Consider the following 21,863-nt stretch of genomic DNA (forward strand, 5'->3'; position numbering starts at 1 on the left):
TAGGAGGTAAATAAATGGCTGACGAAGTAAAACTTCCTGCAGATAGTTTTGAACCTCTTGATAAGTCAAAACATCTCGACAGTGAAAAAATTGCAGCGCCTAATCTGACTTTTATGCAGGATGCATGGCGTCGCTTAAAAAAGAATAAAAGTGCGATTATTGCGATGATTATTCTCGTGATCTTCTTTGTTTTAGCATTTGGATCCGCGTTTATTTCACCGCATAATCCCAACGCGGTTAATCCGCAGTACGCGAACTTACCGCCGAAATGGCCGGGTATTCACATTAACGGGTTAAACGGGACGTTGGAGCAGGCTGGCAGCCGGGTTAATGCCTATCAGGCAGCTGGTGCCGGTGCTGGCGTTCACTACTGGTTAGGGACTGACTATCTGGGCCGTGATATGTTATCCAGAATTCTCTTTGGGACCCGGATTTCCTTAACGGTTGCCATTGTGGCAACCGCCGTTGACTTGTTGATTGGTGTTACCTTTGGTCTCTTTTCCGGCTGGAAGGGCGGCTGGATCGATAACTTCATGCAACGGGTGATTGAAATTATCATGTCGATTCCAACACTGGTTGTGGTTGTTTTGTTGATTTTGATTTTAAAACCCGGCATGATGTCAATTACGCTGGCCATTGCGTTTTCTAGCTGGACGACAATGGCGCGGCTGATACGGGCCCAAACGTTGGAATTAAAGGAGCAGGAGTACGTGTTGGCAGCTAAAACACTGGGTGAAAGCTCAATTAAGATTGCCTTTAAGCACTTACTGCCTAACCTATCTAGTATTATTATTATTCAAACGATGTTTACCATCCCAAGTGCCATCTTCTTCGAAGCCTTTCTGTCCTTCGTTGGGATTGGGATCAGTGCGCCTCAGGCATCATTAGGGACGTTGCTGAACGATGGTCAAAAGAACTTTCAATTTTTACCATATCAGATGTGGTATCCAGCTATCGTGCTGTCAGTGATTATGATTGCCTTTAACATCTTCGCCGATGGTCTGCGTGACGCCTTTGATCCGCAAACGAAAGAGTAGGTGAAGTTAAATCATGCAAAGTAAAGAAACTATTTTGAAGGTCAACCACCTCAAAATCAACTTCAACACCTACGCCGGAACTGTGAAAGCCATCCGTGACGTTAGTTTTGACCTGAAAAAGGGCGAAACCTTAGCCATTGTTGGTGAATCCGGTTCTGGTAAGACGGTAACTACCCGTTCAATCATGGGCTTGCTGGCTAATAACGCGGTGGTTGAGGGTGGCACCATTCAATTTCACGATAAAGATGTTTTAAAAATGTCACAGAAAGAATTGGAAGGTTTACGTGGCGCTAAAATCGCCCAAATCTTCCAAGATCCAATGACCTCACTGGATCCAACGATGCGTATCGGCCGTCAAATTGCCGAACCTTTAATGATTCACAAGGGTGTTAAAAAGGAAAAAGCCATGGCGCAAGCTTTGGAAATGATGAAGCTGGTTGGTATTACTGATGCTGAAAATCGGATCAACGACTATCCACACCAATTTTCTGGTGGGATGCGTCAACGGATCGTCATCGCCATTGCGCTGATCAACTATCCGGAGATTCTGATTGCCGATGAACCAACTACCGCGCTGGACGTGACGATTCAAGCTCAAATTTTGAATTTGATGCGCGAACTGCAGGATAAAATTGCAACCTCGATTATTTTCATTACCCATGATTTAGGGGTCGTTGCCGGTATGGCTGATCGGGTTGCGGTGATGTATGCAGGTAAGATTGTTGAATACGGGACGGTTGATGAAATCTTTTATAATCCAAAGCACCCGTACACCTGGGGCCTTTTGAGCTCCATGCCGACTTTGGATACTAACGGTGAAAAACTGGCTTCGATTCCCGGGACGCCGCCGGATCTGCTAGATCCGCCAAAGGGCGATGCCTTTGCGCCACGGAACCCGTATGCGCTAAAAATCGATACGGAAATGGAACCGCCATTCTTTAAGGTTTCGGATACGCACTATGCTGCTACTTGGCTATTGCATCCCGATGCACCAAAGGTAACGCCGCCGGACCAGATTGTTGAACGGCAAAAGAAGTTTGCTGAGATGCAAAAAGAAGCCCTGGCTAAAGCGCAGCACCATCAAATCGAAGAAGAGGAGGAACAGCAATAATGGAGCTTGATAACGCTAAAAAAGTGCTTGAAGTCAGCCATTTGAAACAGTATTTCAACGTTGGCAAGCGCGACGAAGTTAAGGCTGTTGACGATATTTCCTTCGATATTTATGAGGGTGAAACTTTTGGACTTGTGGGTGAATCCGGTTCGGGTAAAACCACTACTGGTCGAGCCATTATTCACTTGTACCGGCCAACTAGCGGATCCATTAAGTTTAATGGACAGGAGATTGTTGGCTTAAAAGATGCCAAAAAAATGCAGCAGTTTCGGCGTGATATGCAGATGATTTTTCAAGATCCGTATGCGTCACTGAATCCACGGATGAAGGTTAAGGACATTGTGGCTGAGGGTATCGACATTAATCATTTAGCAAAAGACGACGCTGATCGCAGCAAGCAGGTGGCTGACTTACTGGCGACTGTTGGCTTAAACCGTGACCACGCCAGCCGCTATCCTCATGAATTTTCTGGTGGGCAGCGGCAACGGATCGGTATTGCGCGGGCACTTGCTGTGCAACCGAAGTTCATCATTGCTGACGAACCCATTTCCGCTTTGGATGTTTCCATTCAAGCTCAAGTGGTCAATTTGCTGAAGAAGCTGCAGCGTGAGCGGAAGCTGACGTACTTGTTCATCGCCCATGATTTATCCATGGTGAAGTACATTTCCGACCGCATCGGTGTCATGCACTATGGCCGGATGCTGGAAGTGGGCACCTCGGATGAGGTCTACAATCACCCGTTGCACGACTACACGAGAAGTCTGCTTTCCGCCGTGCCGGTGCCGGATCCAGAGTATGAGCGTACCCGGACGCAGATTAAGTACGATCCGAAGTACGAAGATGGTTCCAAGAAACGTGAATTAGTGGAAATCGTCCCCCATCACTATGTCCAATGCAGTCAGGATGAGATCCCGATGTATCAGGAGAGGGCTAAAGAGATGGGATTGAGCGTGAAAGAGCCCGGTTAGAGTCCAGAATGTAAGCCAAATAAAGCAGGTTCCCGTGAACTTTGGGAACCTGCTTTATTTGGCTTGCATGGCCGGACTCTGGGCTCTTGAACGCGTTACGGCTACGTAAAAGTGTAAAAAGTGAACATCTCTCACTCAAATTGTGCATCATACAGCTTCTTATAAGCCCCGCCCGCCTTCAAAAGACTTTCATGAGTCCCAGTCTCAACCACCCGGCCATTCTCCAGTACAATGATCTGATCAGCATCATGAATCGTCGATAACCGGTGTGCAATGACCAGGGATGTACGAGACTCCAACAGGTTATTTAACGCGTGCTGGATTGCTTTTTCAGACTGGTTATCCAGACTAGCGGTGGCCTCGTCTAAAATGATGATGGGTGCGTTCTTCAGTAAAGCACGGGCAATTGACACCCGTTGCTTTTGCCCGCCGGAAAGTTTGACGCCCCGCTCACCAACTTGGGTATCTAACTGATCCGGTAATTCACGGATAAAGGTATCAAGGTCAGCTAACTTGGCGACTTCCCAGACTTCATCATCGGTGGCATCTGGCCGGCCATACAGAATGTTGTTGCGAATACTGCCGTCAATAATAAAGATATCCTGGGAAACGATGGCGATATGCTGGCGCAGCGAAGAAATATCGATGGACTGAATTGGTAAGCCGTCAAAGGTAATGCTGCCGCTTTCCAGATCGTAAAATCGGTCGATCAACCGGGTGATGGTCGTTTTGCCAGAACCCGACCGGCCAACCAGAGCAGTTGTTTTGCCGTAGGGAATTGTAAAACTAATATCCTTCAGGGTGGCGTCATATGTTTCAGGGTGTTTAGTAGCGTCATAAGTAAAGTTAACATGACTAAGGGTAATTCCCTTAGAAAACTTTGGAAACGGCTTAGAATCGACCGCATTTAACACCTGTGGCTTCTCCTGCAGGATTGACTGGATCCGACCATAGGAAACCAGCGACTGCTGGAGCTGGTTGAGCAGTCGGGTAAAAGCCTGAATGGGTGACTGCACCATTGCCACGTAGCTCAAGTAGGCTACCAGCTGGCCAACGGTGAGCTGACCCTTGATAATAAAGTAAGCACCTAATGCCAAAACGATTGCGATTCCTAGCGTATTGATCCCATCGATTAGCGGTGAAAAAATAGCCTGATTTTGACCAGCAGAAATCATGTCTTTCCGGTTTGCAGCGGCAAAATGGTCGAACCGCTGGGCTTCGATATTTTCACTGTTGAAACTTTTAATCAGGTCGATTTGCGTCAGGGTTTGCTGCATCTGGTTTGACATCCGGGCTTGTGACCGCCGAGCGTTCATAAAAGCAGTTCGGATCCGTACCCGAAAGACCCGGTAGACGATGAACATCAGCGGAAAAGTGAGGCTTACAGCCAACGCCATTTGCCAGTTGATGTAGAAAATCAGTCCCAGCACGCCAATAAAGGTGAAGAGGTTGCCAATCATGTTTAGCATGTTGGCTGATATGAGGCTTTGCAGGTTATTGATGTCACTGGTTAGTCGGGTCATCAGGTCACCGGTTTTACTGGATTCGAAGAAACTGGTGTCTAATTTTAACAAGTATTCGTACAGTTGATTACGCAGGTCAGTAATGGCGTTTTGACTCATCACGGACATGTAATAAGTTGAAATGTAGGTGAACGCGCCCAGTACGACCGCCGTTATTAAAAGAATGGCAATGGCGCCAATCAGCCACTGAAAATTGTGTTGCGGGATCACTTTATCGATAATAAACTGTTCAATTTGCGGCATCACGAACTGCAGCAAGGTGATTACGGTTAATGCTAAGATGTTTAATATCAATAACCAGCGCATTTTAAGGACTTTACTGAAGACAAAGCGAAACATTTCCATCAACGAACCATTCGCTTGGGATTCCGCTTGCTTATCCGCCATGAATCTTCCCCCCCTGTGATTTACTCGGTTTTAATCTGTCAGCTAATGTAGCACGGTGGGCAACTGGTTGCAAACAAAAGGGTTGATAGGCCTAAGTGCAATTTTGAATGCTGGTCATTAACGTTATGGCAATACTGTTAAAATATTAAAAATTCAGATGCATTGTTGACAAAATATAAAACAGTGCTAAACTTTTTAATTAATAATTGATTAAAAAATTAAAAGCGTTGAAGAAGTAAGTATCGACGATGGCGCCGTTAGCGAGCCCGGTTTAGTGAAAGCGGGTCGGTCAAGTCGTTGAGAAAATCCCTTTTGAGCTGTGGGCTGAATTTTTAGTAAGTCTCACCGGTGGCACCCGTTATCAGTGCAGTGAATCGTAATTTTGAATCAAACGTCGGGATCCTAGCTCGGTGAGTGATTCAACTAGGAAGTTACCGTTCACGTAAGGCTGTATTTAGTTACAGCGAAAAAAGGTGGTACCGTGCAAATCAATGCGCCCTTTAGAGCAATTGCTCTGAAGGGCTTTTTTAATTCAATTATTGGTTAAACTAGGAGGAATTGATTATGCAGAAGAAAATGTTATTGTCAGGTTTGGGAGTTTGTTTGTTGGGAGTTGCTTTAGCAGGCTGCAGCAGCGGCAGTTCGCAGGCGACTAAAAATAAAACGTTGAATGTCACACTGCCAAGTGAACCAGCGACCGCGGATCCTAATAAAGACACGGATACTAATAGTGCCAGTCTGATTTATCAGACCATGGAAGGTTTATATACATATGATAAGCACAATAAGCTTGTTCCTGGCGTGGCAACGAAGGTTGTTAAGCCAACGGATAATGGTAAAACATATACGTTCAATCTTAAAAAGAATGCTAAGTGGGCTAATGGTGATCCAGTCACTGCCCAAGATTTCGTCTATTCATTTAGACGTCAAGTAGATCCTAAGACCAAGGCTCAATACGCTAACGTTTTTCAGTATTTCGTCAACTATGACAAGGTACAAGCAGGTAAGGTTTCCCCAAGTCAATTAGGTGTAAAAGCTTTAGGTAAAGACAAACTTCAGTTTAAATTGACGCAACCAGTTCCATACCTTAATAATTTGATTGCATCCAAATACATGCCGCTAAACAGGGAGTTTGTTGAAAAGTACGGTCAGAAGTATGGTACGAGTGCTTCGAAGACTATGACCAACGGCCCATACAAACTGGTTGGCTGGACGGGCAGTAATTCTAGTTGGTCTTACGTGAAGAACAATCATTATTGGAATGCTAAACAAGTTAAAATTCCTAAGGTTAAAGTTACAGCAACCAAGGATGAAAATACCGCACAAGATCTGTTTAAGAGTGGTAAAGTGCAGGAAACTACCGTCTCAGGTCAATACGTTCGGGCTAATGCAAATAACAAAAACTTACAAACCCACTTAGTTGGCCGGCTGCAGTACTTGTACTTCAATAACAAGAAACCGCAAACTAACTCTGAAAACTTACGTCAGGCTGTTTCCTACGTGGTTAACCGACAAGCATTGACTAAACAAGTGCTTCAAGATGGTTCCAAACCAGCACTGAGCATGGTGCCGCGGGGTGATCAGACAAACCCAAAGAACGGTAAGGATATGGCGACTGAAACGGGTAACTTACTGCCATATAACCTGGAAAAAGCTAAGAGCTACTGGAATAAGTACCTCAAGGAAACCGGTAAAAAGACCGTTACTTTGAATTTATTGACGGATGACACTGATGAAGATAAGCACGTTGGCGCTTATATCCAAGCAAATATGAAAAAGTACTTTAAGGGTGCGAAAGTGACAGTGACTTCATTGCCTCACGCACAACACGTTTCACGTGACTTTGCGGGTAACTTTGAAATGAACCTCACCGGCTGGAGCACTAATTGGCTGGACTCAGCTGATTTCTTGAGTCTTGCAGCTAAAGGCAACACCGTTAACTTTACCGGCTGGAATGATAATCAGTTTAATCGATTAATGACAGCTGCGGATAAAGCAACTGGTCAAGCACGTTACGATGGTTTAGTTAAAGCAAATAAGCGCCTCATGGCAGTAAAAGGACTCGTGCCGCTTTATCAGCCTTCTGAAGCTAAGTTAGTGAGTTCAAAGGTTGGCGGCCTTCATTATTCATTACTGAATGAAGCACAGTATCAATACGCATATTGGAAATAATAGTTAATTGGGGGACAAAACAATGACAGAAAAGACTTTTTATAACTTTACTTTATTTGATGGAACTGGTGATCAAAACCAAGCGGACGCCTGGTTTACGGTGGATACTGAAACCGGCGCGCTGACACAACGGGGAACGGGTCAGCACCCGCAAACCGATGAAACGGTTGACTTGAATGGTCAGTACGTGATGCCAGGGTTCTTAAACGTTCATACCCATGTCACCAGTAATCCGGATGCGTTTGACGGTCGCTTTGGTGATTCAGAAGCCGAATCAGCAGTCTTTGCCTACCAAAACTTACAGAAGCTGTTAAAATCCGGTGTTACCTTTGCGCGACAGCTAGGGACCGACTATGACGTTGATGTAAAGCTCAAACGGATGCAAAAGAAGGGGCTGTTAGCACATACGCCGCACTTTCAGGCTTCCGGCAGAGCCTTTTCGATGACGGGCGGTCATGGGGATTCACCCCACGGTGGCTGGACGGTTGACTCACCGGATGAAATGAGAAAAGGTGTCCGGACGGCCCTTAAAAACGGCGTTGACGTGGTTAAAATGATGGCAACCGGTGGGGTTATGACGCCCGGTGACTTCATGGACGATCCGCAGCTGTCGGTTACCGAAATGAAAACTGGGGTGGTGGAAGCCCATCATAAGCATCGCAAGGTAGCTTCACATGCCGAAGGTAATCCCGGGATTCAAAACGCGCTGGATGCAGGAGTTGATTCAATTGAACACGGCTTTTACGTCACTGAAGCTGAAGCCCAGCAAATGCTTGATCAGGGTACTTATTTAACACCAACGCTGATTGCGGAGTGGACGATTCCAGCCTATGGCAAGGGTGTTTTACCCGACTGGGAAGTTAAGAAATGCGCGGACGCTCTGGATGACACTTACAAGAACTTCAAGCGGGCCTTTAAAATGGGCGTGAAGTTTACTTGCGGGACGGATGCCGGGACACCGTTTAACGGGTTCGACATGACGCCTAGAGAATTCGAACTGTTAACTAAGGTTGGCATGACACCCGCTCAAGCCTATCAATGTTCTAGCTTGAATTCAGCCGCGCTTTGCGAGGTTGCTGATAAGTACGGCACCTTGGAAGTTGGCAAGCAAGCCGATTTCCAAGTTCTAAAGGCTGATCCGTTGGCTGACGTGAAGAACGTTCAGCAAAAAGACAAGCAGGTTTATCTTGGCGGTCAGCGAGAATTCTAAAGTTAGTCTTTGAATGAAGCGGTACCGACGAAATAATAAGCAGATAAAAATAGCACTTACCCCGAGAGCACGGAGTAAGTGCTATTTTCTAAATGAATTAATCTAACTGATCATCTACATGATTATAGTAAGCTACAGAAATATCACTGCCGCGAACTTCTAACTTAGTTACGGAGCCGTTCAATGCTGAAACGGCAACGTTAATGTCTGGCTGGAAACGTGAAACGATGCTGCGGATAGTGGTGCCGTGACTGGCCACCAGGACCTTATCGCCGTCAACACAGTCGTGCATCAAGGTATCGAACCCTGGTTGCAGCCGGGCCCAGTAGGTGGCGTTATCTTCGGCATCGTTGAAGGGGTCTTGAGCAGCGATGCGGTCCTTAACGCCTTCAATGGTGTAGGCCGAGATCATCGCGTTAAAGGTAATGTTACCGTCAGGGCCGCCAATCATGTGCCAGGTTTGGTTTTCATCATTGCCTTCAAAGTAACCGAAGTTTTCTTCCCGAAAGGCAGGGTTGATGATGGCTGTTTTAACCGTGCCGCTATTGGCTGCCAAAATGTATTCAGCGGTGTGCTGTGCACGCTCGGAATTGCTGGTGTAAGCCTTAGTGAACGGAATGTGTGCCAGTCGCTTACCCGCTGACTGGGCATCCTTTACGCCCTTATCGGTGAGAGCTGCGTCGATCCAGCCCTGAATGCGGTGGTATTTGTTCAGAACGGTCTGTCCGTGGCGAACAAAGTAAATATCAAAATTAGCCAAGAAATTGCCTCCAAAAATTAGTTTAATTTGCCCAATTCACGACGGATTTGAGCGGATTGCTGTTTGCTGCTGGTGAAGAGGATCCGGTCGTTGAGCTTCAGCGGTGTATCGCCACTAGGACGTACGAACCGGTGCTCACGATAAATTTGCGCAATGGTAATGTCATCAATAAATGGCAGGTTGCGGACCTGAATATCGACGTATTTGTGGTTGCGCAGCTGTACTTCGTAGACGGATGCATCGGTGGAAGTGAGCAGTTCCAGCGTTGATGGCGTTTCAATCAAACTGCGGAGCATACTGATCTGGACGTCAGGGGTACTGTACACTTCCACACCCATTTTCATCAGGGTATCCTTACGTTCGTCCAGAATGTTGGGATCCTCAAAGCGGGCAATTACCCGTGGTACGCCATACTGTTTGGCGGACTTTGCCAGACGGTAGTTTTCCTTCGAATTGCTCTGACCCAAGACGATGATGTCGGTGTCAAAAACGTCATCAGCTACCAGGTCGTCGGGCACCAGATTTTTCAGTAAATGCACGTCGATTTCACTATTAAAGGCGCGGTAGTTACGTTCTTGGTCGGTATACATGTGAATATCGTAGCCGTTTTTGGTTAACTGCTGGGCCACTGGTACGGTGAGCAGGTTAGTGCCGATAAAGTGGACGTTAAGTGGTTTAGCATCAGCCGCTTCAGTACTGTAGAGCCGGTTGAAAGTGACCGGTCCGATAATGCAGGTCAGGATAGCGGCTAACAGAAAAGCCCCTGACTGCTGAGCGGTAATGCGGTGCAAATGCTCAGCAACTTGTAAGATCGCTAAAACAACGGTCAGCGTGGTGGTGCTCATAGCAGTGCCGGCAAAGGCGTTCCCATTTTTAAAGCGTAACCGTAAAATCGGGTACACAGCTACCTTGGCAACTAGGTAGGCGATTAGAAAGGCCGGAATCAAAACTAAGGTTTTCGGGTCGGCCAGCAGGGTTCGCAGGTTTAGTCCTACACCACTCATAATAAAGAAGATCGGGATGAAGAAGCCGTAACCGATAGAATCCAGCCGCACCTTGGTCTCTTCGTGGGGCTGCAGTAACTTGATGACGATCCCAGCTAAGAAAGCACCTAGAATACCTTCAGCACCCACCGATTCGGCGATGGTGACTAACAGCACGATGACGAAAAATGACAGCCGAACATCTAGTTGGGTGGTGGATTTATTAATTCGGTCGAAGAACTTGAAAAAGGCTTTAAAGCGCCAAACCAGCAGACCCGCGGCCAGCAGAATCAATAATAATAGCCATAGTGATTTAGCGGCGGGACTGTAGGCCGAGGCGTAAAAGGTTAACCCGATCATGGGCACCACTTCGCCTAGAGCTGAGATCAACAAAATCGTTTGGCCGAAGGGCTTACTCAGTAGTTCTTTTTCCTTCAGCGCGGCGATGACGATACCCAATGAAATGGTCATAAACAGGATCGTAGCCAGCCAAACATCGGCGAACATGCCCGATAGTTTCAGCAGAAAAGCGATGATGATCGACACGACAACGATGGCACCGTAGCTCATAAACGCCAGTATCACGGGAGAATACTTCGGCGCGTTCGCCGACTGCTTTTGTTCCAGCGGCGTGAGGTCGTTGCGCTTCCGGCTAAAGAGGCTAAAGTCGATTTCCAGCCCACTGAGGAATAACAGCACGATCACGCCGACATCCTTCAGCATGCTCAGTGTATCGTTTGCGTGAATGATGTTTAGCAGACTGGGACCTAAGATCACTCCGACGATAATTTCCACCACCGCGGTCGGCAGCAAGGTCAGCTTAAACCGTGCCATAATCAGAGGAATGGCCAACGCACTTAACAGAATAATAACCAATGAGATTTGATCCATAACAATACCTCGAATCATTTATAGGGATTTAATGAAGCTATATTGTTCTTATCGGATGCAATTAGTGCTATACTTTACTATCGAATTTACGACTGGAGGGCGCCATGGCAGATACGATTAAACAGCAAGAACAAGCACACTTAAATGCAGTAATTGATAAAATCAAAATTGCTCAGGCTAAATCGCAAGAGCGAATCGATACTGCAAAGTCAGATGAGTCTGGCATTCGTAGTAACCTGGTCAACGAATTACGGCTTAAAACCGATTCGTACGAAGGCATGATGGAAACCGGACTGTCCGTTCATCAGCAGCAACAGCAGCTTAATGAGCGACAAAATAGCTGGCAGCATGCCACTGACGAACTGAATACGCTGAAGAAAATGGAAAAGACCCCGTATTTCGCGCGGCTTGATTTCCATGAAGAGGGCGAACCCAAAACGGAAACGATCTACATTGGGCTGGCTTCCTTTTCCGATGAACCTGATCGATTTCTAGTATATGACTGGCGTGCACCGATTTCTAGTGTTTATTACGATGGCGGTCTTGGCGACGTCACCTACCAGACGCCCGATGGGGAGCAGACGGTTAACCTGAAGCTGAAGCGTCAGTTCCAGATTGAAAACGGCAAGATCAAAACGGTGTTTGATACCGAAGAAGCCGTTGGGGACCAAATGCTGCTGGATGCGTTGAGTGAACAGTCTGATACTAAGATGAAGAGTATCGTGACAACCATTCAAAAAGAACAAAACCAGATTATCCGGGATACCAAGTCCGACTTGCTGTTCGTTCAAGGGGCAGCTGGTTCTGGGAAAACGGCGGCCGTGCTTCAACGGGTTGCTTACTTGCTGTACCGTTACCGTGGCAAGCTGACTTCTGGTCAAGTGATCTTGTTCTCACCAAACCAGTTATTTAACGACTATATCGACCAAGTGCTGCCCGAGCTCGGTGAGCAGAACATGGTCCAAATGACGTACTACCAGTATACCGGCCACCGGTTACCGAAGATGGCGGTGGAGACGCTGGCGCAGCGGTTTGGTGAAGACTATACGGTTGCTGAGGAGCGGATCGACTCGCTGAAGGGCAGCCTGGCCTTCTACAACGCCGTTACGGTGTACGCTAATCATTTGGAAAAAGAGGACATGATTTTCCGGAACATCAACTTCAAGGGGAAACCGTTCTTTACTAAGGAAAAAATTCACGAAATATATTATAGCTTTAATGATAACTACCGCTTGTTTAACCGGTTAGACGGTACTCGTGAGCGGTTGATTAAAATGCTTAACCGGCGGATCAGTTCCGAGATGCGGGCTAAGTGGGTTGAAGAGGCCGTGCAGGATCTGAGCCAAGAAGAAATGAATCAAATGAAGGGTGAAGATCCGCAAGAAATCGAAGACGCGGATAAAGAATACAAATTCTATGCCCGTAAAATTGTGATGAAGGCTTTTGCACCGATCCGCGAGGCAGTTGTCCGCAACCGGTTCTTAAGTATCAACGGTCAAATGGTGCACATGCTTCGTAGCATTCCGGCCATTATCAGCCTTGATGATTATGGCATCACTAAGGAAGACTGGAAGGCCAGCGTTGAACGGACCATTGCGGACATTAAGCAGTCTAAGATGACGTTGAGCAACATTTCACCTTATCTGTACCTGTATGACAAGATGACCGGCCACAAGGGTGAAAAGGAAATGCGCTACGTCTTTATTGATGAAATTCAAGACTACACGCCGTTCCAGCTGGCGTACCTGAAGTTCAGTTTTCCACGGGCTAAGTTCACCCTGTTAGGTGACTTGAACCAAGCCATTTTCACTAAGGAAAACAGCAAGACGCTGCTTAGTGAACTCAGCACCATGTTTGATCCTGAAAAGACGCGGGTGGTGCAACTGACGCAGTCTTACCGTTCAACCGAACAGATCACTGACTTTACCCGTCACATTCTGGTGAATGGCGAAGCGGTCAAAGCGTTTGAGCGTAACGGCGCGTTACCGGTAATCAGCGTTCAGCCAGACCGGCAAGCAACGTTGAAACGGCTGATCAAGCAGCTACGGGATAATAACCACGCTAAGGAAACTACGGCGATTATTGGCAAATCATTGGCTAATTGCCGTGACTTGGCAGGCCAGTTACACGATGCTGGCGTTAAAGCCACGCTGATTCAATCAGAGAACCAGCGGCTGGCACCCGGTGTGATTATCGTACCGTCGTTCCTGGCCAAGGGGCTGGAGTTCGATGCGGTAATCGTCTGGGAAGCATCGGCTGAAAACTACCGGGACGATGATGAGCGGCAATTGCTGTACACCATCTGTTCCCGGGCGATGCATCAGCTGACAGTGCTGGCAACTGGTAAGCTGTCACCGCTGTTTAATACCGTACCGTCAGACGAATACGTTAAAGAATAAGCTTAGTAAACGATTGAATCCATTAGTGGTTCAGTCGTTTTTAAATATTTCAACGATTAGATATAAGATATAGCGCTTACTAGATAGCTCGTGTATAATGGTATCAATTTAGTACTTACGGAATGTATGGGGCGGACACGAATGACTGATTTGATGAATTACGATGTATTTAGCAAAAATGAATGGCGCGATTTTTATCAGGAAGCATCGGTGCCTTTGACTCAGGCAAGTCTGAAACAGATCAAGGCTTTTAATGACCAGATCTCCGTGCAGGATGTTCAGGACATTTACATTCCCTTGATTCACTATCTCGGACTGCTGATTCAGCATTTTGATGACTGGCAGACTTCCAAGGCCAGTTTTTTGCGGCAGACACCGCGGCACGTACCTTATATCATTGGAATTGCCGGTAGTGTGGCAGTGGGAAAGAGTACGACCGCGCGGCTTTTGAAAGTGCTGATGAACCACTTCTTCTCCGATCAGCGGATTGAAATGCTGACCACGGATGGCTTTTTGTATTCCACGGCGGAATTAAAAAAGCGTGGCCTGCTAACACGAAAAGGGTTCCCTGAAAGCTATGATATGAAAGCTCTGATCACGTTTTTGAACGACGTTAAATCAGGCAAAGAGCTCATGGAGGTGCCGGTTTATTCCCATAAGAGTTACGACATCGTACCCGATGAAGTTCAGGAAATCGAACGGCCGGATGTCTTGATTATTGAAGGAATTAATACGTTACAGTTGCCCAGTTCTGAGCAGATTTACGTTTCCGATTTTACTGATTTTTCCATCTACGTCGATGCGCGGGCGAAACTCATCGAAGAATGGTATTTGGAACGGTTTAAGGCGTTACTGAAGCTGGCAAAGGATGATCCGGATAACTATTATCATTCCTATACTAAGGTACCGTTAGATGCCGCGGTGGAGTCGGCTAAGAATATCTGGTACAGCGTTGACCTGCCTAATTTGGAGGACTACATTTTACCTACGCGCAGTCGTGCTGACATGATCATCCATAAGGGTGAGCAGCATATTATTGATCAAGTGATGCTGCGAAAGTCATAACTGAGATTGGTTTGCTGGATGGAAATGGTTAGCGAATACAAGGACGATTAAGCATAATCACTTGTAATTATTGAAATTATTCGATAAAATCCGAACAATTAAACTTTCCTAATTTTGATTGACCGGCATTAGAAGAATCTGTATAGTATAACTAATGGTTTCAAGTCCTGTTTATATTAAGAAAGGTGTGAATGGATTGGCAAAGGTGGATTTATCATCCTTTGATAAGATCATTGTGCTGGACTTCGGTTCACAGTACAATCAGCTCATTACCCGTCGGATCCGTGACATCGGGATTTACTCTGAATTAATGTCCCATGAGATCACGGCAGACGAAGTTAAAGCTCTTAATCCCAAGGGAATCATCTTTTCTGGTGGTCCTAACAGTGTGTACGCAAAAGACGCGCTGCGGGTCGACCCTGAGATTTTCAAGTTAGGCATTCCTATTTTGGGAATTTGTTATGGGATGCAGTTGATGGCTTACAATTTAGGTGGTCAAGTGAAGTCTGATAACGGCCAGTACGGTCGTGCAGCCATTACGGTGACCAGCGATGACGCCAAGTTATTTGCCAATACGCCTAGGAAACAAAACGTGTGGATGAGTCATGGTGACTTAGTGACCAAAGTACCTGAAGGGTTTACGGAAGTTGCAACTAGCACTGATTGTCCAATTTCCGCGATGCAGGATACCGCACGGAACTTTTATGGGATTCAATTCCACGCTGAAGTTCGTAATACCGATTACGGTAACGATATTTTGAAGCACTTCGCCTTTGACGTTTGCCATGCGGAAGCTAACTGGTCAATGGATGATTTCATCGACCTGCAGATTCAGCATATTCGCGAAACTGTCGGCGATAAAAAGGTCCTGCTGGGGCTTTCTGGCGGTGTGGATTCTTCCGTTGTGGGTGTGCTGCTGCACAAAGCTATCGGTAATCAGCTGACTTCCATCTTCGTTGATCACGGCTTATTGCGTAAAGGTGAAGCTGAACAGGTCATGGCAAGTCTGAAAGGCAAGTTTGGCTTGAACATTATTGAAGTCAACGCTGCTGATCGGTTCTTATCCAAACTGAAGGGTGTCAGCGAACCTGAGAAGAAACGGAAGATCATCGGTAACGAGTTCATTCAGGTGTTCAACGATGAAGCTAAAAAGCTGAACGGTATCGACTTCCTAGCTCAAGGTACCCTGTACACCGACGTGGTTGAATCTGGGACTGATACGGCTCAAACCATCAAGTCTCACCACAACGTTGGTGGCTTACCAAAAGACATGCATTTCCAATTGATCGAACCATTGCGGACCTTGTTTAAGGATGAAGCTCGTGAATTAGGTGAGAAATTAGGTATGCCTTCAGACCTCGTTTGGCGTCAGCCATTCCCAGGTCCCGGTTTAGGTATCCGGGTCATTGGTGAAATCACTCCTGAGAAACTTGAAATCGTCCGTGATAGCGACTTTATCCTCCGTGACGAGATTAAAAAAGCCGGCTTAGACCGCGACATCTGGCAATACTTCACTGTTTTACCAGGTATCCGTTCAGTCGGTGTTATGGGTGACGGCCGGACATACGACTACACCGTTGGTATCCGTGCGGTAACTTCCATCGATGGGATGACCGCGGACTTTGCCCACATTCCTTATGACGTGCTGGCTAAGATTTCGACACGAATCGTAAACGAAGTGGATCACGTTAACCGAATCGTGTATGATGTGACGAGCAAGCCGCCGTCGACAATTGAGTGGGAATAAGTTGCAGGTGACATTTGAGATGAAAAGCCTGATTTAACGGCGTTTTCGATTAAGTAAAATGAGTTGAAATAGGTAAAATTGAAGTGGTTCCCTGCCAACTTCCTGCCAAAAGAGCCATTGGTACTTAGACATCAAATGTCGGTACTGATGGCTTTTTTCATTCACGTTTTAGAATCAAATTAGTCATCACCGTGGCTGTGTTCCCAAGTTGACAGCGGCTAGCTAACCAACGCCACACCTTAGATAACAGGTAACTTAACCCAGCTCGATCTGGGTGGCTAACTTATTCCTGCCATTTATATATCAAAAATAGATAAATTGCCCCACGCAGATTCGCAATCAGATATTGGTGTTGATCCTAGGGTCCAACCTGACAGCTCGTTTTGGCGGTGCCGTCGCAGACTGTTCGACAGTATCTGATTGGGAAGAGGTTGCGGTGTGCAGTTCGTTGACATATATTCTGGAGAATAATGCGTCACCTTAATTCAGTAGACACTGGCCTGTTCCCAATACTCTCATATAACCCCTCCTTCCGTACACTTGCAAACCACAGGTGGCGGAAGGAGGGGATTTGTTTTGCTTAAAAGCATTATATAAGTCATTTCGGACTAGGCATGGCACTTCCCTAATGGCAGGTACTCTGACTGCCCAAATAGGCAAAGAATGTCTGCCCGTTCGGACGATGGCAGGGAGTGCGATTACCGATATGCTGTATTCATCAAGTCAATCAAAGGAGCAGACAACATGTCAGATACCAAGAAGAGAGTGCCACTGAAGTACGTGATTATCGCTGGCGTTTTGACCGTGATCGGTACGATTCTAGGTTGGGTCATTCGCAATAAGTAAGTACCAGATCCGGAAACTGCCCGAATGGGCAAAGAAAGTCTGCCCGTTCAGACGATGGCAAGAGCCGCGGTACAGGATATGCTGGTTCCATCAGTTAAGTCAATCAAGGAGAGACGAATGAAAACACAAGCAGCACTAAAAATTGATCATCTAACGAAAGATTTCGGACATGGCCGCGGGATCTTCGACGTCAGCTTCGAAGTTTACCCCGGTGAAGTCTTCGGTTTTCTCGGTCCTAATGGGGCCGGCAAAACCACAACGATCCGTCACATTATGGGTTTCACCAAACCGGGGCACGGCAGTGTGACTGTGCAAGGTCTTGACGCCACGACTGCTTATAGCCAAGTCATGAAACATGTTGGCTACCTGCCTGGCGAAGTCGCCTTGCCAGAGAGTGTGACCGGCTGGAAATTCATCAAGACGGCGCAACAAATGCGTCACGTCAAGGACGACGGTTATCTGAAGAAGCTGATTGAGATGTTTGACCTAGATCTGAGCGTGAATACTAAGCAAATGAGCCTTGGCAACAAGCGAAAGCTCGCAGTGATTGCAGCGTTTTTAGCCGATCCGGAGATCTTGATCCTTGATGAGCCGACTTCAGGCCTGGACCCAGCGATGCAGGAGACATTCATTAACTTCATGGTCTCAGAGAAGCGCCGAGGCAAGACGATTCTGTTATCCAGTCACATTTTTCCAGAAGTCGAAGCCACCTGTGACCGGATCGCCATCATCAAAGATGGCAGGATCGTGTCACAGGTCGATGCCAATAAGTTGCAGAGCAAAGATAAGAAGACGTTCGAATTGTTTTTTGCAAACCAAGCGGCGCTACAGCAGGCGGGCAATGAACTAGGCGGCACGATCGAACATGACCACTTGGACGTGACAGTTCCTAACGACAAGCTTACCCAGTTCTTCAACTCACAGTTGAAGGGCCGTCAGGTGACACGGTTAAACGAAGTGAAGTTTGACTTGGAAAAGTATTTCTTGGATTTCTATCGCACCGATAAAGTCTTCAAGACGATTTAATGAGGAGGAAACAGGATGATCTCGATGATCGCAACTGAGCATCTCACAAAGGACTACAAGCAAGACCGCGGCGTATTTGATTTGAACTTGAACATTAAGCAGGGGACAATCGTCGGCATTGTCGGTAAGAACGGCGCTGGCAAAATGACGACAATGCGCCTTTTGATGGGCTTTCTGCACCCGACTGGCGGCCATAGTGAAATTTGCGGACTCGACTCGTGGACCGAGGCTGCACGAACCAAGAAGCTGATCGGCTATGTTCCAGGGGAGATTGCTTTTCCAGACACGAAAAGCGGCGAAACATTCTTAAACGACCAATTGGCACTCTTACGCGCCAGTAAAGATCAGTATGTCAATGAGTTGATTCAGCGCTTCAAGATCGATCTGACGGCTGAGATTAAGCGCATGAGTAAAGGCATGAAGCAAAAGACCGCTCTGGTGTGTGCATTCATGACCCGTGCACCGCTGTTGCTGCTGGACGAGCCGACGACAGGTCTAGACCCGGTGATGCGTGATGCCTTCATCGATTTGATCCTGCAAGTCAAAGCCAACGGCACGACAGTCTTCCTGAGCAGTCATATGTTTAACGAACTGGAGAGGACCTGTGATCGCATCTTGTTCCTGCGGGACGGCAAGATCGTCGACACGATCACGCCGGAAAAGTTCAAAGAAATTCACAACCATCAGCGTGTCACGATTCAAGCCATTGATGCTGCAGGCTACAAGTTGCTGGTGAAGAGCCGCTTTGAGCAAGTGAAGACTGAACCAAACAGTCGAGAGGTGACGGTGCTGATTCAGCGCGATCAGATGCCAGCCTTGTTAAAGCAACTGGAAGATGTCGCCATCAGCGACATCAGTATCGATACCCAGACGCTGGATAACTACTTTGAAAAAGAACTTGCAGTGCACTAAAGCCAAGTATAGAAAGAGAGCGAGCAGACATGAGTTTTCCATTACTGAAACAGACCTTTAAAGCCAACTTTTCCGTTTGGGGGTTAACCACTTTAATTATGAGTATCTTGCTCGGCCAGCTGATGGCCATGAAAGAAACGGTCACCTTGGTTGGGCCAATGTTTTACGGAATGTTGGCACCGGCGTTAGTCGCCTTGTTCGTTGTGATCGCGGGCAATAGAATCCTTGCGGGTCAGGTTGATCAAGGCTCAATGGCTTACATTATGACCGCCCCGATCAGACGCACAACGGTTGCCATTACGCAGATGGTTTACATGATTGGGTCCTTGATCGCAACCTATGGGATCATGACGGTCGTTGCCGTGGCGGTCAATCACTTGGTTGATGCAGGTTTCAAGACAGCAGTATTGGTCAACCTGAATTTTGGGGCCTTCATGGTCGCCCTAGCGTTTGCCGGGATCATGTTTGCAGCAAGTGCCATCTTCAATCGGACCAAGTACGCGATGGGGACTGGTGGCCTGCTTATCATTGCCTTTATTCTGTTGGCAATCATTGGTTCATTTTCCAATTATGGGGTCAAGGGATTAGACGCCGTTCAGAATCTGACCATTGTTTCATTGTTCGACTTTAAGAACATCATGCTTGAAGGCAGCAAGTGGTTACCGAAGTTGGCTGGCCTAGCAGGGGTGGCGGTCGCAACCTTCGGAATAGGAACAACTGTCTTTGCCAAGAAGGATTTGCCACTGTAATTTGATTAAATCAAAATGCCCGGTTAACGGGCATTTTTTGGTTGTCAGCGCAGTCAGGTAATGCTATGATTCAAGTAATAATGACGAGGGTTTTAACCAGCGTCTTGCGTGTGCTTCAGCGACGCCGGTTAAGGAGAATAAAATGAAAAGAGATAAGCGGACACCTTATCAGTCAGGCCGACTGGCCTTGATGTTGTTTTTGGTGTTGATCGGGTTTGTATCGATCTACGTGCTGCGAAGTGCAACGGGACTCGTTGGCGGGAGCGGGTGGTTGCACACCAGCGTTGGAATCGGGAGTGATTGGCAGTCGCTGATCGTTGTCGGCTGGTTAGTTGTCGAAGAAATATTGTTGTGGTTTGGGTCAAGGCTCATTCACTGGCACCCGCTGGCTTTGATTTTGCCGCAGCTGGCGTTTGGACTTTTGACGACGATCCAGCTGACGGGGGAAATGCCGGTTGTGATGATCGGGGTCATTCCAGTCGTTGGGATCGAGATCATTATGCTTTACCCGAAGCCCAGACGGCCGTTAGCAGTGCTGGGAGTGGCGGTATTGCTGATGTGGGGATTGTATGGACTTTACAACGGGGCCTTTTTGGCGCTGGTGACGCTGCAAGGCTTGGTATTCGTGTTGTTTGTGGTGTGGTTTTACTGGCGTATGTTTAAGGCACAGTTGAATCAGCGACAGCACGCCGAAGATTTATTGGCAGAGTTGAAGATTGCGTATGCACAAGTCGAAGAATCGACCGTTCGGACTGAACGTCAGCGAGTCGCCCGCGAACTGCACGATACCCTAACGCAAGGATTGGCGGGCACGGTGATGCAGTTGGAAGCGGCACAAGCGTTTCTTGAAAGCGGCAAGAATGAGCGGGCACTGGACGTTATCAAAGGTGCGACCAATATTGCGCGGGAAACGTTACGCGACTCACGGCTCACGTTGACGGATTTGCGATCGACATCTGAGAAGAGCTTGGGCGCGCGGGTTGAGCTTTTGGCAGATGCCTTTAAGAAGAATTATGGCTTGCAGACCAATGTCAATCTCAAAGATGTGCCGGATTATTCTGATGTGCAGTTGGCCGAAATTACCCGGATCGTGTCTGAGGCTTTAATTAACGTGGTCAAACACACCAATACGTCACAGGCAATCATTCGCGGCGAGACGAAGAATGATGTTTTCACCTTGCAAGTGATTGATTTTGGCGAAGGTGATACGGTCAAGACGAAGAAGGGACATTTTGGTATGCAAGGCATGCATGAGCGAGCCGCAGCCCTTGAAGGTGTCTTGACTGTGATTAGTACCCCGGGTGAAGGAACCACCGTCAGCCTGATTTTACCGACGACCAAGAAGGAGCAATTATGAGTATTCGGGTTTTGATCGTAGACGATCATCAGATTTTACGTACAGGGCTCGTTGATTATGGAGACGACAGACGGTATCGAAGCAGTGGGAAGCGCGGTTGACGGTGAAGACGGTCTGGCCAAGGTCGAGGAACTGCACCCCGATGTCGTGCTGACCGATATCCGCATGCCAAAGATGGACGGTATTGCCATGTTGCGTGAGTTGAAACAGACTCATCCGGAACTACCGGTAGTGGTACTGACGACATTTGATGACCAAGAGCCGATTCAGCAGGCTTTGAGACTCGGCGCTAAGGGTTTTATGCTCAAAGACGCCGACAAGGCAACCATTATCAAGACGATCCAAGGTGCCATAAACGGCCAAGTGTATGTGGAGCCGTCACTGATGGGCAAGGCATTTGCGGCGCCAGCTGCAGCGAAGCCGAAGTTGAATGAACGCAATCAGCAGATTTTGACGATGGTCGCTGAAGGTTCACGCAATGTTGATATTGCCAAGACCATGCACCTCAGTGAACGAACAATTAAAGCACATCTCACCGAGATTTATAATCAGCTGGGCGTATTCACTCGCGCCGAGGCTGTGGCGGCCGCTTTGCGCGATGGTTTGATCGATTTAAAGTAGGAGATGTCGGGGAACCAATCGGCAGGGGGCAAGCCGCTGCTTTATGATGGAAATCTAGATTAGAGGACATTGGCAGTCGAAAGTGACTGCCTTTTTAGT

Annotated in this window: 16 protein-coding genes and 1 other annotated feature; of the genes, 13 read left to right on the forward strand and 3 right to left on the reverse strand. The window is 47.3% G+C overall.

The features are described 5' to 3' along the window. The first annotated feature begins 14 nt into the window (after window positions 1-14). From JUE95_RS06185 to JUE95_RS06195, 3 genes are read left to right on the forward strand one after another with little or no spacing between them, the layout of a single operon-like run. Window positions 15-1,037 carry an ABC transporter permease gene (locus tag JUE95_RS06185; protein WP_203650003.1) on the forward strand — a complete coding sequence of 341 codons (1,023 nt, stop codon included), beginning with the start codon at window positions 15-17 and terminating at the stop codon, window positions 1,035-1,037. 13 nt (window positions 1,038-1,050) lie between these two features. Further along, on the forward strand, window positions 1,051-2,148 hold the full coding sequence (locus tag JUE95_RS06190) for an ABC transporter ATP-binding protein (protein ID WP_203650004.1): 1,098 nt from the start codon (window positions 1,051-1,053) through the stop codon (window positions 2,146-2,148). Further along, on the forward strand, window positions 2,148-3,116 hold the full coding sequence (locus tag JUE95_RS06195; protein WP_203650005.1) for an ABC transporter ATP-binding protein: 969 nt from the start codon (window positions 2,148-2,150) through the stop codon (window positions 3,114-3,116). Before JUE95_RS06190 ends, JUE95_RS06195 begins: the two co-directional genes overlap by 1 nt. Before the next feature lie 131 nt (window positions 3,117-3,247). On the opposite strand, the gene JUE95_RS06200 is transcribed toward JUE95_RS06195, so the two are convergent. Further along, on the reverse strand, window positions 3,248-5,026 hold the full coding sequence (locus JUE95_RS06200; protein ID WP_203650006.1) for an ABC transporter ATP-binding protein: 1,779 nt from the start codon (window positions 5,024-5,026) through the stop codon (window positions 3,248-3,250). A 218-nt stretch (window positions 5,027-5,244) separates the two neighbouring features. Next, window positions 5,245-5,530 (forward strand) — a binding site (T-box leader). A gap of 60 nt (window positions 5,531-5,590) precedes the next feature. Here JUE95_RS06200 and JUE95_RS06205 point away from each other — a divergent pair. Next, window positions 5,591-7,198, forward strand: a complete 1,608-nt coding sequence (locus JUE95_RS06205) for a peptide ABC transporter substrate-binding protein (protein ID WP_203650007.1) — start codon at window positions 5,591-5,593, stop codon at window positions 7,196-7,198. A 22-nt stretch (window positions 7,199-7,220) separates the two neighbouring features. Beyond that, window positions 7,221-8,408: a metal-dependent hydrolase family protein gene (locus tag JUE95_RS06210; protein WP_203650008.1), complete on the forward strand. Its 1,188-nt coding sequence runs from the start codon at window positions 7,221-7,223 to the stop codon at window positions 8,406-8,408. 97 nt (window positions 8,409-8,505) lie between these two features. On the opposite strand, the gene JUE95_RS06215 is transcribed toward JUE95_RS06210, so the two are convergent. Continuing rightward, a complete protein-coding gene (locus JUE95_RS06215) occupies window positions 8,506-9,168 on the reverse strand; it encodes a histidine phosphatase family protein (RefSeq protein WP_203650010.1) in 663 nt (220 codons plus the stop codon). Between the two features lie 17 nt (window positions 9,169-9,185). Beyond that, the gene (locus JUE95_RS06220) at window positions 9,186-11,042 is read right to left on the reverse strand and encodes a cation:proton antiporter family protein (RefSeq protein WP_203650011.1); all 1,857 of its coding nucleotides are present in this window, start codon (window positions 11,040-11,042) and stop codon (window positions 9,186-9,188) included. Window positions 11,043-11,146: 104 nt separating this feature from the next. On the opposite strand from JUE95_RS06220, the gene helD reads away from it, so the two are divergent. The 8 genes from helD (at window position 11,147) to JUE95_RS06260 (ending at window position 21,764) form a co-directional block, all read left to right on the forward strand. Beyond that, on the forward strand, window positions 11,147-13,441 hold the full coding sequence (helD, locus tag JUE95_RS06225; protein ID WP_203650013.1) for an RNA polymerase recycling motor HelD: 2,295 nt from the start codon (window positions 11,147-11,149) through the stop codon (window positions 13,439-13,441). Window positions 13,442-13,582: 141 nt separating this feature from the next. Further along, complete coding sequence (gene coaA / locus JUE95_RS06230; RefSeq protein WP_203650015.1) at window positions 13,583-14,506, forward strand: type I pantothenate kinase; 924 nt, start codon at window positions 13,583-13,585, stop codon at window positions 14,504-14,506. Window positions 14,507-14,702: 196 nt separating this feature from the next. Next, window positions 14,703-16,253 (forward strand): glutamine-hydrolyzing GMP synthase, encoded by a 1,551-nt coding sequence (guaA, locus tag JUE95_RS06235; protein WP_235995244.1) that lies wholly within the window; start codon window positions 14,703-14,705, stop codon window positions 16,251-16,253. Window positions 16,254-17,123: 870 nt separating this feature from the next. Beyond that, window positions 17,124-18,125 (forward strand): ABC transporter ATP-binding protein, encoded by a 1,002-nt coding sequence (locus tag JUE95_RS06240; RefSeq protein WP_235995246.1) that lies wholly within the window; start codon window positions 17,124-17,126, stop codon window positions 18,123-18,125. A gap of 15 nt (window positions 18,126-18,140) precedes the next feature. Further along, window positions 18,141-19,037 carry an ABC transporter ATP-binding protein gene (locus tag JUE95_RS06245; protein WP_203650018.1) on the forward strand — a complete coding sequence of 299 codons (897 nt, stop codon included), beginning with the start codon at window positions 18,141-18,143 and terminating at the stop codon, window positions 19,035-19,037. A 29-nt stretch (window positions 19,038-19,066) separates the two neighbouring features. Continuing rightward, the gene (locus JUE95_RS06250) at window positions 19,067-19,786 is read left to right on the forward strand and encodes an ABC transporter permease (RefSeq protein WP_203650020.1); all 720 of its coding nucleotides are present in this window, start codon (window positions 19,067-19,069) and stop codon (window positions 19,784-19,786) included. 142 nt (window positions 19,787-19,928) lie between these two features. Further along, window positions 19,929-21,143 (forward strand): sensor histidine kinase, encoded by a 1,215-nt coding sequence (locus JUE95_RS06255; RefSeq protein WP_203650022.1) that lies wholly within the window; start codon window positions 19,929-19,931, stop codon window positions 21,141-21,143. A 57-nt stretch (window positions 21,144-21,200) separates the two neighbouring features. Continuing rightward, on the forward strand, window positions 21,201-21,764 hold the full coding sequence (locus JUE95_RS06260) for a response regulator transcription factor (RefSeq protein ID WP_203650024.1): 564 nt from the start codon (window positions 21,201-21,203) through the stop codon (window positions 21,762-21,764). The last annotated feature ends 99 nt before the right edge of the window (window positions 21,765-21,863 follow it).

Origin of the sequence: Secundilactobacillus yichangensis (assembly GCF_016861565.1) — a bacterium.
Taxonomy (GTDB): Bacteria; Bacillota; Bacilli; order Lactobacillales; family Lactobacillaceae; genus Secundilactobacillus; species Secundilactobacillus yichangensis.

What these genes read in the sequence shown, in the direction of transcription:
- JUE95_RS06185 (WP_203650003.1), top strand. Translation starts at nt 15, where the DNA reads ATGGCTGACGAAGTAAAACTTCCTGCAGATAGTTTTGAACCTCTTGAT.
- JUE95_RS06190 (WP_203650004.1), top strand. Translation starts at nt 1,051, where the DNA reads ATGCAAAGTAAAGAAACTATTTTGAAGGTCAACCACCTCAAAATCAAC.
- JUE95_RS06195 (WP_203650005.1), top strand. Translation starts at nt 2,148, where the DNA reads ATGGAGCTTGATAACGCTAAAAAAGTGCTTGAAGTCAGCCATTTGAAA.
- JUE95_RS06200 (WP_203650006.1), bottom strand. Translation starts at nt 5,026, where the DNA reads ATGGCGGATAAGCAAGCGGAATCCCAAGCGAATGGTTCGTTGATGGAA.
- JUE95_RS06205 (WP_203650007.1), top strand. Translation starts at nt 5,591, where the DNA reads ATGCAGAAGAAAATGTTATTGTCAGGTTTGGGAGTTTGTTTGTTGGGA.
- JUE95_RS06210 (WP_203650008.1), top strand. Translation starts at nt 7,221, where the DNA reads ATGACAGAAAAGACTTTTTATAACTTTACTTTATTTGATGGAACTGGT.
- JUE95_RS06220 (WP_203650011.1), bottom strand. Translation starts at nt 11,042, where the DNA reads ATGGATCAAATCTCATTGGTTATTATTCTGTTAAGTGCGTTGGCCATT.
- helD (WP_203650013.1), top strand. Translation starts at nt 11,147, where the DNA reads ATGGCAGATACGATTAAACAGCAAGAACAAGCACACTTAAATGCAGTA.
- coaA (WP_203650015.1), top strand. Translation starts at nt 13,583, where the DNA reads ATGACTGATTTGATGAATTACGATGTATTTAGCAAAAATGAATGGCGC.
- JUE95_RS06240 (WP_235995246.1), top strand. Translation starts at nt 17,124, where the DNA reads ATGGGCAAAGAAAGTCTGCCCGTTCAGACGATGGCAAGAGCCGCGGTA.
- JUE95_RS06245 (WP_203650018.1), top strand. Translation starts at nt 18,141, where the DNA reads ATGATCTCGATGATCGCAACTGAGCATCTCACAAAGGACTACAAGCAA.
- JUE95_RS06250 (WP_203650020.1), top strand. Translation starts at nt 19,067, where the DNA reads ATGAGTTTTCCATTACTGAAACAGACCTTTAAAGCCAACTTTTCCGTT.
- JUE95_RS06255 (WP_203650022.1), top strand. Translation starts at nt 19,929, where the DNA reads ATGAAAAGAGATAAGCGGACACCTTATCAGTCAGGCCGACTGGCCTTG.
- JUE95_RS06260 (WP_203650024.1), top strand. Translation starts at nt 21,201, where the DNA reads ATGGAGACGACAGACGGTATCGAAGCAGTGGGAAGCGCGGTTGACGGT.